Source organism: Flavobacterium sp., from assembly GCF_028712645.1.
GTDB lineage: Bacteria > Bacteroidota > Bacteroidia > Flavobacteriales > Flavobacteriaceae > Flavobacterium.
This window is the reverse complement of the sequence record NZ_JAQTPQ010000133.1, coordinates 1-9,814: the sequence shown is the minus strand read 5'-3', so window position 1 is coordinate 9,814 and position 9,814 is coordinate 1. Positions and strand designations below refer to the sequence as shown.

Here is a 9,814-nt window from a genome sequence, read left to right as displayed (position 1 = left end):
CCAGCTTGAGCGTGTGAAACCGCCATTTTTACCAAAGCATCATTGGTTACATCATTAGCAATATCACCGTTTTCAATGATTCCGTCGTGACCATAAATAGAATAAGGATCGAGTGCCACATCAGGCATAACAATCATTTCAGGGCAAGCTTTTTTAATTGCTTTTATTGTTCTTTGCATCAATCCATCAGGATTCCAAGCTTCTTTTCCGGTGTTGTCTTTTAGGGATTCATCTACTTTTACGTAAATATTTACGGCACGTATTCCTAAAGCAAAAAGTTCTTTGACTTCTTCTACAGTTAAATCTATCGAACGTCTGTAAATTCCAACCATAGATGGAATTTCCACCTTAACGTTTTCTCCTTCTGCAATAAACATTGGAAACATAAAATCGGATGGACTTAGTGTTGTTTCTCGAACTAATGAACGAATACTTTCATTCACTCTTAATCTTCTAGGTCTTTGTAATGGGAACATACTATTTTAGTTTAAAGTTTAAGGTTTAAAGTTTCGTTTAAACCCAATCAACTGGTTTTTCTAATACTTTCAATAATTTTTCTTCTTCGCTTCCTTTTTCAGGATGATGGTCATAAACCCACTGAACGTGTGGCGGCAAACTCATCAAGATACTTTCGATTCTACCATTGGTTTTTAAACCAAACAAAGTTCCTTTATCGTGAACCAAATTGAATTCTACATAACGACCGCGACGAATTTCTTGCCAAGTTTTTTGATCATCCGAATATAGTGAATTTTTTCTTTTTTCAACAATTGGAATATATGCTTCAAGGAAACTATTGCCGACTTCGGTTACAAAATTGAACCAATCTTCCATTGACATTTGCTCATTTGCTTTGCAATAATCGAAAAACAAACCGCCAATTCCTCTGGCTTCATTGCGATGCGCATTCCAAAAATAAGCATCACATTGCTTTTTGAATTTTGGATAAAACTCCGGATTGTGTTTGTCGCAAGCGGTTTTACAAGTTTGATGAAAATGTTTTGCGTCTTCCTCAAACAAATAATAAGGCGTTAAATCTTGTCCGCCACCAAACCATTGTTGAATCACGTTTCCCTTTTCGTCATACATTTCGAAATACCGCCAATTGGCGTGAACCGTTGGTACCATTGGACTTTTTGGATGCAAAACCAAACTTAATCCGCAGGCAAAAAAATCGGCTTCGCCTACGTTGAACAATTTTTGCATCGAATCCGGTAATTTTCCGTGCACTGCCGAAATATTGACACCACCTTTTTCGAAAACGGCTCCATTTTGAATCACGCGTGTTCGTCCTCCTCCACCTTCTGGACGCTCCCAAATGTCTTCTCTAAATTTAGCCTGACCATCAACAGCTTCCAATCCTGCGCAGATTTGGTCTTGAAGGTTTTGTATGTATTGGTAAAATTTGTTTTTCATCTTTTTTCTATCCTGCAAGGTTTCCAAAACCTTGTAGGTCTTTTATTGTTTATTTTGCTATACCTACAAGGTTTTAAAAACCTTGCAGGACAATAATTGATTTACTCAAAAATATATTTTTCGGTTAAAAAATCGTTTTTTTGGTTGTGGCAAAAAATGAAATTTTCTATTCCACCAAATAATTTAAGAACCTCTTCTCTTTCAATTTTGGTTTCTTTTATTGATATAATCGATTGATATGAAGAAAACTTATACTTTTGAAAACTTAAATCTAAATGATGCTTCGGATTCAAATGAACATATATTATTAGTTGCTTCAGATAATCTTCGTCATTTAGTTTTATCCTCTTGAAATGTTTTTCAAATAGACTTCCTGTTCTATCTATTTCCTTATTAAAAGCTTTTACATAGGAATTAAAAAAATTAGAAAATGCCTGAGTCACTATTTGTTCCTCTTCATTTAATCGAATAACCAAATGAAAATGATTGTCCATTAAGCAATATCCAAATATTGAAATTTTACCCAATAAATATTTTGATAGTTGTTTTAAAAAGAAGTTTTTGTTTTCATCATTTTCAAAAATCAAACACCCATTTATTCCTTTATTATAAATATGATAATAACCATCTTTTTCTAAAACTTCTAATTTCATATTTCCAATAATTAGGTTGTTACTCCTGCAAAGTTTTTTTTAAACCTTGCAGGAGAATTCTTGAACTTACATCCTTATTTCTGCTTGTATTCCTTCACCGCATCCACAAACGCTTTGGCGTGATCCACAGGAATATTTGGTAAAATTCCGTGGCCTAAATTGGCTATATATTTGTCTTTTCCGAATTCGTCAATCATTTCGTGAACCATTTTCTTGATGACAGGAATTGGAGAAAGCAATCTTGACGGATCAAAATTTCCTTGCAACGTGATGTTTCCTCCTGACAAATAACGGGCATTTCTTGGCGTACAAGTCCAATCTACTCCAAGTGCAGCAGCTCTACTTTTTCCCATTTCGCCAAGCGCAAACCAACATCCTTTTCCGAAAACAATGACTTGCGTTTCATCTGCCAAAGCTTCTATGATTTGGTTAATGTATTTCCAAGAGAATTCCTGATAATCCACCGGAGAAAGCATTCCTCCCCAAGAATCAAAAATTTGAATAGCATCGCAACCTGCTTTTACTTTTTCTTTCAAATATAAAATGGTCGTATCTGTGATTTTTTGCAATAAAGTGTGCGCTGCTACTGGGTCTGAAAAACAAAATCCTTTGGCAATATCAAAACTTTTAGACCCTTTTCCTTCGACAGCATAACAAAAAATGGTCCAAGGCGAACCAGCGAAACCAATTAATGGCACCTCATCGTTTAGCATTTCTTTGGTCAATTTCACAGCATCCATTACATAACCCAAAGTTTCTTGAATGTTTGGAACAAAAACCTGATTTACTTGTTCCATCGTCCTAATTGGATTTGGGATAATTGGTCCCAAATTGTCTTTCAATTCCACGTGAATTCCCATTGCTCTAGGCACAACCAAAATATCCGAAAACAAAATCGCTGCATCGGATCCAATGCTACGAATAGGCATCACGGTGATTTCGGCAGCTAATTCTGGGGTTTCACAACGGGTAAAAAAATCATATTTATCGCGCATTGCACGAAATTCAGGCAAAAATCTTCCGGCTTGACGCATCATCCAAACGGGTGGACGTTCTACTGTTTCTCCTCTTAATGCTTTTAAAAATAAGTCGTTCTTTATCATTTTTTGTTTATTTAACGTTCAACAGACCTAACAGGTTTTAAAAACCTGTTAGGTCTAAATTATTTATATTCTTCGATTACATCCTCAATCACGTTTTCAACCGAAGGCTGATCTGCGACTATAATTTTTTTAGTTATTTTATCTAAAGCTTCGGCGGTGGTGTTGCCAATGCAAAAGCAAATTTCGTTTTTTATTTTGTTATCCTTCAAATAACTTTCAACAGCTGATGGACTAAAAAATAGAATTCCATCGACTGCGGTTTTTATCTTTTGTGGCGTTAAACTCGTTTCATATACTTGAATTTCATTAAAATTGACTTTGGCTTCTTTCAAGGCTTTTGGCAAAGTTTCTTTTCGCAAATTTCCGCTGAAAAAAGTAAAACTTTCATTAGAATAAATCAAGGTTATAATTTCGGCCAAATCTGAAGCGTAATCAACGTAAACATCGACATTAAAACCATTTTCTTCTAATAATGACTTGGTTTTTAAACCCACGCAAAACACATTTTTTGTTTTTAATGCTGAACTTTTGGGATGAAGCAAAACGCTTTGAGCCGCATTTTGACTGGTGAAAATCAAATTTTCATTAATTCCATTTAAATCAAAACTGGAGTTTTCAGTTTTGATGAAATTAGTATCTATCACATTAAAATTAGCATCTAACAAAGCTTGCTTTTGATGACTCAAAAGTGTTTTTGTGGATAGAATGCTGATTTGTTTGTTCATTTTTGTATTTCTGTTCCGTGCTTATATTCACTAATTTTGAAATCTGTAATTATACTATCTTTATTATACTCAAATTCTAAATTTTTCACATATACAGGATCAATATCCATCTCATAATCTGTTACTATTTCATAATAAACACCATTGGTATTGCTTACATTCCTTTCAGGTTCGCCAATTTTTTCAATAAGTTGTTGGTATGTTAATCCTTTTAATTTATGATTTTCCGTTAAATCAATTAACATTTTTTCACGGTTTGGATGCGTGTTACAATCTCCAATAATAACCCATTCAGCTTTGTTAAATTTTACATTTTGTTTGCAAGAAACAAATAAAACAATAAATATTACAAAGGCCTTTTTCATTTTGAATTGTTAATTACTTCTTCAAACTTTCCTTAATTGTTTTCATCAATCCCGCACCGCCTTTCTCCAAAATTTCATTAGCACATTCTTTTCCAAAACCAGTCCAATTGTCTAAAGAAATAGTTCTCTCAATTTCCAGTTTTTCTTTTCCATCAATGGAGAATAAATTTCCAACAAAATGAATTTCGTTGCTGTTTATTTTTGCCAAAGCACCAATTGGTGCCGTGCAACCACCTTCGAGCGTTTTTAAGAATTGTCTTTCGATTTGGGTGCAAATTTCGGTTTCCTTGTGATTCAATTTGGCAACAGCTTCTTTGCAAAAAGCATCGTTTTCCATAGCAACCACAAGCATTGCCCCTTGAGCTGGTGCTGGAATCATCCAATCTAAATTGATATAAGAAAAACTCCTATTTTCTCCCTCTCCTTCGGAGAGGGCTGGGGTGAGGATTGGTTTTAAGTTGATTCTTTCTAAACCTGCAGCGGCAAAAACAGCTCCGCTCCAATCGCTTTCGTTTAGTTTTTGCATTCGAGTATTCACGTTTCCACGTAAATCAACCACAGTATGATTAGGGTATTTATGAAACCATTGTGCTTGGCGACGCAAACTTCCGGTGGCAATGGTTCCTTTTCCTTCAAGAAAATCGAGGTTTCCTTTGTGAACCAAAATATCCAAAGTATTGGCTCTTTCGAGAACCGCCGCTTGAACAATTCCAATAGGCAAAGCTGTTGGCACGTCTTTCATCGAATGCACAGCAATGTCAACTTGGCCATTTATCATAGCAATGTCAAGCGTTTTTGTGAAAATTCCTGTGATTCCGAGTTCGTAAAGTGGTTTATCAAGAAGGATGTCCCCTTGCGATTTTACGGCAATAATTTCGGTTTTATAGCCTAAATCGTTTAATTTTTTTTGAACTGTGTGGGCTTGCCAAAGGGCTAATTCGCTGTCGCGAGTTCCAATTCGTATTGTTTTGTTTGAATCCATTAAACCTTTTCTTTTTTTTAAACCGTAAAGATATATTAAGGTTCGTTTAGATTTTTATTATGATAAGGTAATTTTGTATTTTTCTTCAGCGATCGAGATTTCTTTTTTAGGAGTTGAATACCCTATTTGAAATACTTTTTCAATAAACTCAATGCTTTCGTCAACCGAAGTGTTTTCGTCTTTTAAATGACTAGCAAAATGGTTGGTGATTTTCTGAATGATTCTAGAACCAATTAATTCAGCCTGTTCTTCATCAAAATCAGATAATTTTTTTCTTTGGAAAGTTAATTCTCCAGCTACAATATCACTCAATTTTGCTTTTAATGCTTGAATTGTTGGCGCAAATTTTCTACCATTCATCCAAATATTAAGCTCTAGTTTCATATCCTCAATAATGGCTTCGGCAGCAGGAATATGTTGTTTTCTTCTTTCAAGTGTGTCATCGGTCATTTGAGACAAATGATCCATATGAATTAATGTTACGTCTTTTAAATCTTGGACGTTTAGGTGAACATTTTTAGGAATAGACAAATCTAAAATTAACATTGGTTTTTTTAGATTCAGAATCGCTTTGTCAATTGTTGGGTTGTTTGCTCCAGTTGCCACAACTAAGACGTCAGCTTTTTGTAATTCCTGATGCAAATCAGAATAATCTTTTACAACTAAATTCAATTTTCCTGCTAATATTTCGGCAGTACTTTTTGTTCTATTTATTAAGGTGATTTGTTCGTTTTTGGTGTGTTTTATCAAGTTTTCACAGGTGTTACGACCTATTTCTCCTGTTCCAAAAAGCAAGATGTTTTTGTTGCCAATATCCTCAACACTTTTCATTATGTATTGCACGGCTGCGAAAGAAACTGAAGTTGCTCCAGAGCTAATTTCGGTTTCGTTTTTTATTCTTTTGCTGGTTTGAATAACGGTGTTTACTAATCTATCTAAAAAAGCATTGATTAAACCCAAAGATCTTGACTCCTCAAAATTTGATTTTATTTGTCCAATAATTTCAAAATCTCCAAGAATTTGACTGTCTAAACCTGTTCCCACGCGAAACAAATGATTGATAGCTTCCTGATTTTTATAAACAAATCCTACTCTTTGAAATTCTTCAACAGTACCATTGCTGTTTTCTAAAATCAATTTTATTAATTGGAAAGGGTGTTCTGCATATCCATATATTTCGGTGCGATTGCAAGTAGATATTATAACTAAACTTTCTATTCCGCTTTCTTTAGCTTGAAGCAATGCATTGGTTTTTGCTTTGGCATCCAAACTAAATTTTCCTCTAACTTCTGCATCGGCTTTCTTGTAACTCAATCCAATAGAGTAGAAAGTTTTATGTTTTGATAAATTTAGATTTTCCATAAATAATCTTTTTCTGATATGCTTGACAAATTTAGAACTAAGGTTTCTATTAAAGTAACGCTAAAAGTACTTTTTGTGTCGCTGAATGATTTTTTGTTGATAAATATAATTTCATTCGCAAAAAACACTATTTTTGTAATGAAATTAAGCCTTTCAAAAACAAATGTACTAGTTTCTTATAAACAAAAACCTGATAATTATCATATCTGCTAATAAAAAATGTCGCAATGAGTTCTCGAGATATAATAACAATTGAAGATGACTTTACCCTACTTCGTTTCGAAAACGATAGTGATGAAGTTTTTTATACCCAACGTGAAGTTAAAAGCGGGTTGATCCAATTTCACTTTGGATTGAAAGGAAAAGCAAAATTTATTTTCAACCAAGGAAATTATGCCTTGGATTTAAGAGAAGAAAAATCTTTGTTGTTATACAATCCACAAAAAGAACTGCCGTTAAACTTGGAAATAGAACCAAATTCTTGGGTAATTTCCATTATTATTTCTATCCAAAAATTCCATAATTTATTTTCTTCCGAAGCTAATTATGTCACTTTTTTGAGCGATGACAACAAGGATAAAAAATATTATAAAGAAGGAGACATTAGCCCGTCGATGGCAATTGTTTTGAGTCAATTATTTCATTACAACTTAAATCCGTCAATAAAAAACTTGTATTATAAAGGTAAAGGATACGAATTATTAAGTTTGTATTTCAACCGAACCGAAGATCCCAATGCTGAACAATGTCCGTTTTTGATTGATGAAGAAAACGTTTTGAAAATAAAAAAAGCTAAGGAAATCATTCTTGCCAATATGGCTGAACCGCCAGGATTACAGGAACTTGCTGATGAAGTTGGACTTACTTTGAAGAAACTCAAAATGGGATTTAAACAAATTTATGGAGATACCGTTTATGGCTTTTTATTCGATTATAAGATGGATTCTGCTCGAAAATTGTTGGACAGTGGTTCCTATAATGTTAATGAGGTAGGCTTGAAAATTGGCTACAGCACCGGAAGCCACTTTATCGCTGCTTTCAAAAAGAAATTTGGAACAACTCCAAAGAAATATTTGATGGCTATTAATCCGAATATGTAAAAAAAATATTCTCCTGCAAGGTTTCCAAAACCTTGTAGGTGTTTAGTGAAATAAAAAATATACCTACAAGGTTTTGGAAACCTTGCAGGATTAAAACTGAAACAAAATATGAAAGGAGTATTACTCATCAATCTGGGTTCGCCAGAAAGCCCAACACCAAAAGACGTTAAAACCTATTTAGACGAATTTTTAATGGATAAATACGTGATAGACGTCCCGTTTCTATTGCGAGCATTTTTGGTTCGGGGAATAATTCTAAGAAAAAGACCCGAAAAATCTGCCGAAGCCTATAAGAAGGTTTGGTGGAAAGAAGGCTCTCCACTTGTTGTGCTTTCTAAAAGAATGCACGAAAAGATAAAAAAACTAGTCAATATTCCGGTTTCGTTGTCAATGCGTTACGGAAAACCTTCCATTTTATCGGGATTACAGGAATTAGCAGATCAAGGTGTAAACGAAGTTTTGTTGTTTCCGTTGTATCCGCATCACGCAATGTCATCCACAACGACGGTTATAGAAATGGCTGAAGAAATGCGTAAAAAACATTTCCCAGAAATGAAATTTACGATTGTTCCTGCGTTTTATAACAAGCCCGATTATATCAAAGCCTTGTCAAATTCCATCAAAAAACATTTAGAAGATTACGATTACGATCATCTTTTATTTTCTTATCACGGTCTTCCTGAACGTCATATTCGCAAAACCGATGTAACTAAATCGCACTGCAAAATTGACGGTTCTTGTTGCAACACGCCTTCACCAGCTCACGAATTTTGTTACCGTCACCAATGTTACGAAACCACAAAATTGGTAATAAAAGAATTAGGAATTCCAGAAGGTAAATACAGCCAAACTTTTCAATCTCGTTTGGCAGGCGACAAATGGCTCGAACCTTACACGGATGTCGAAGTAAACAAAATGCCCGAAAAAGGCATCAAGAATTTGGCAGTTGTAACGCCAGCTTTTGTTGCAGATTGCTTAGAAACATTAGAAGAAATCGCAATGGAAGCCAATCATCAATTCAAGGAACACGGTGGCGAGAATTTCTTGGCAATTCCTTGTATGAATGATGGTGATGAATGGTGCAAAACGGTTGCAAATTGGATAAATGATTGGGTTAAATAATTAAACCTAAATTTAATTAAGTTTAGTTTTATATGTGTTTTCTAAACTAAAAAATATTTAAGTATCGTTTTTCGGTTTTTTTTAAACTTAAACTACTTAAAAAACTAAATAAATTCCAAAGATGAAAAAATACTTATACATTTTATTAATTCTTTCTAATTATACATTTTCACAAAATCAATTTTCAAGTAAAATTAAAAGTGAATGTGAAATAATGATAAGTGCTATGAAAAACAGTAACTATAATAAAATTTTAGATTATACATACCCAAAAATAGTTGAAATGGGTGGGGGAAGAGAAAAGTTATCTTCTTTAATGAAATCAACTTTTGATAAAATGAAAAGCGAGGGTTTTGTTTTTGAAAATGAAATAATAGAAGAACCACAAAACATTTTTATAGCTGGCAAAGAGCTCCATTGTATTATTCCTAAAAAAACAATAATGAAAACTCCTAAAGGGAGAATACAAGCAACCTACTATTATTTAGGAATATCTAAAAATGGGGGAGGAAAATGGTATTTTATAGAAACACATATGTTGAATGATGAAAACATAAAATTGATTTTTCCAAACTTTAATTTTGATTTAAAAATTCCAAAGAATTCTAAATCAACATTAATTGAATAATGGAATATTACAACTACCTAAAGTCTTTGCGCCTCATCTTTGTCATCACTTGGATTTAATAGTTTTTTACTTTAAAAAATGGAAAACTTACCTTCAAATTATCACCAAACGCTTCTTTTGTTGAAAGAAAGGATAAAGCTTGCCCAATATAAAAGTTTATCATTGGTTAATACCGAATTGATTTTAATGTACCTTGACTTCGGAAAAGTACTGTCAGAAAAATTAAAATCAGGTTGGGGAGAAAGTATAGTTGATAATTTATCAAAGGATTTACAAGCAGAATACGTTGGTGTTAAAGGATTTTCTTCGAGAAATTTAAGGCGAATGAAACTAATTTTTGAAGAAGTAGAACATAACT

General features: G+C 33.5%; 11 protein-coding genes and 1 pseudogene. 4 read left to right on the top strand and 8 right to left on the bottom strand.

Annotated elements, in window-relative coordinates:
- From PHC28_RS11125 to hemA, 8 genes and pseudogenes are all read right to left on the bottom strand, one after another.
- A pseudogene (locus PHC28_RS11125) lies at positions 1-476 on the bottom strand (porphobilinogen synthase); the annotation flags it as partial.
- Positions 477-513: 37 nt separating this feature from the next.
- Complete coding sequence (hemF, locus tag PHC28_RS11120) at positions 514-1,416, bottom strand: oxygen-dependent coproporphyrinogen oxidase (RefSeq protein WP_300100130.1); 903 nt, start codon at positions 1,414-1,416, stop codon at positions 514-516.
- Positions 1,417-1,517: 101 nt separating this feature from the next.
- Positions 1,518-2,069, bottom strand: coding sequence for a hypothetical protein (locus PHC28_RS11115; RefSeq protein WP_300100127.1), 552 nt, complete (start codon positions 2,067-2,069; stop codon positions 1,518-1,520).
- A gap of 74 nt (positions 2,070-2,143) precedes the next feature.
- Positions 2,144-3,172 (bottom strand): uroporphyrinogen decarboxylase, encoded by a 1,029-nt coding sequence (gene hemE / locus PHC28_RS11110; protein ID WP_300100123.1) that lies wholly within the window; start codon positions 3,170-3,172, stop codon positions 2,144-2,146.
- Between the two features lie 59 nt (positions 3,173-3,231).
- Complete coding sequence (locus PHC28_RS11105; RefSeq protein ID WP_300100120.1) at positions 3,232-3,897, bottom strand: uroporphyrinogen-III synthase; 666 nt, start codon at positions 3,895-3,897, stop codon at positions 3,232-3,234.
- Positions 3,894-4,262, bottom strand: a complete 369-nt coding sequence (locus tag PHC28_RS11100; protein WP_300100118.1) for a hypothetical protein — start codon at positions 4,260-4,262, stop codon at positions 3,894-3,896. The genes PHC28_RS11105 and PHC28_RS11100 overlap by 4 nt, the downstream gene beginning before the upstream one ends.
- A gap of 13 nt (positions 4,263-4,275) precedes the next feature.
- Positions 4,276-5,244 (bottom strand): hydroxymethylbilane synthase, encoded by a 969-nt coding sequence (gene hemC / locus PHC28_RS11095; protein WP_300100115.1) that lies wholly within the window; start codon positions 5,242-5,244, stop codon positions 4,276-4,278.
- A 57-nt stretch (positions 5,245-5,301) separates the two neighbouring features.
- Positions 5,302-6,606, bottom strand: coding sequence for a glutamyl-tRNA reductase (gene hemA / locus PHC28_RS11090; RefSeq protein WP_300100112.1), 1,305 nt, complete (start codon positions 6,604-6,606; stop codon positions 5,302-5,304).
- Positions 6,607-6,833: 227 nt separating this feature from the next.
- On the opposite strand from hemA, the gene PHC28_RS11085 reads away from it, so the two are divergent.
- From PHC28_RS11085 to PHC28_RS11070, 4 genes are all read left to right on the top strand, one after another.
- On the top strand, positions 6,834-7,706 hold the full coding sequence (locus PHC28_RS11085) for an AraC family transcriptional regulator (RefSeq protein ID WP_300100110.1): 873 nt from the start codon (positions 6,834-6,836) through the stop codon (positions 7,704-7,706).
- A 108-nt stretch (positions 7,707-7,814) separates the two neighbouring features.
- The gene (hemH, locus tag PHC28_RS11080; protein ID WP_300100106.1) at positions 7,815-8,828 is read left to right on the top strand and encodes a ferrochelatase; all 1,014 of its coding nucleotides are present in this window, start codon (positions 7,815-7,817) and stop codon (positions 8,826-8,828) included.
- A 121-nt stretch (positions 8,829-8,949) separates the two neighbouring features.
- Positions 8,950-9,456: a hypothetical protein gene (locus PHC28_RS11075; protein ID WP_300100103.1), complete on the top strand. Its 507-nt coding sequence runs from the start codon at positions 8,950-8,952 to the stop codon at positions 9,454-9,456.
- 78 nt (positions 9,457-9,534) lie between these two features.
- On the top strand, positions 9,535-9,814 hold a 280-nt coding region (locus tag PHC28_RS11070; RefSeq protein ID WP_300100100.1), incomplete at its 3' end, for a DUF1016 N-terminal domain-containing protein.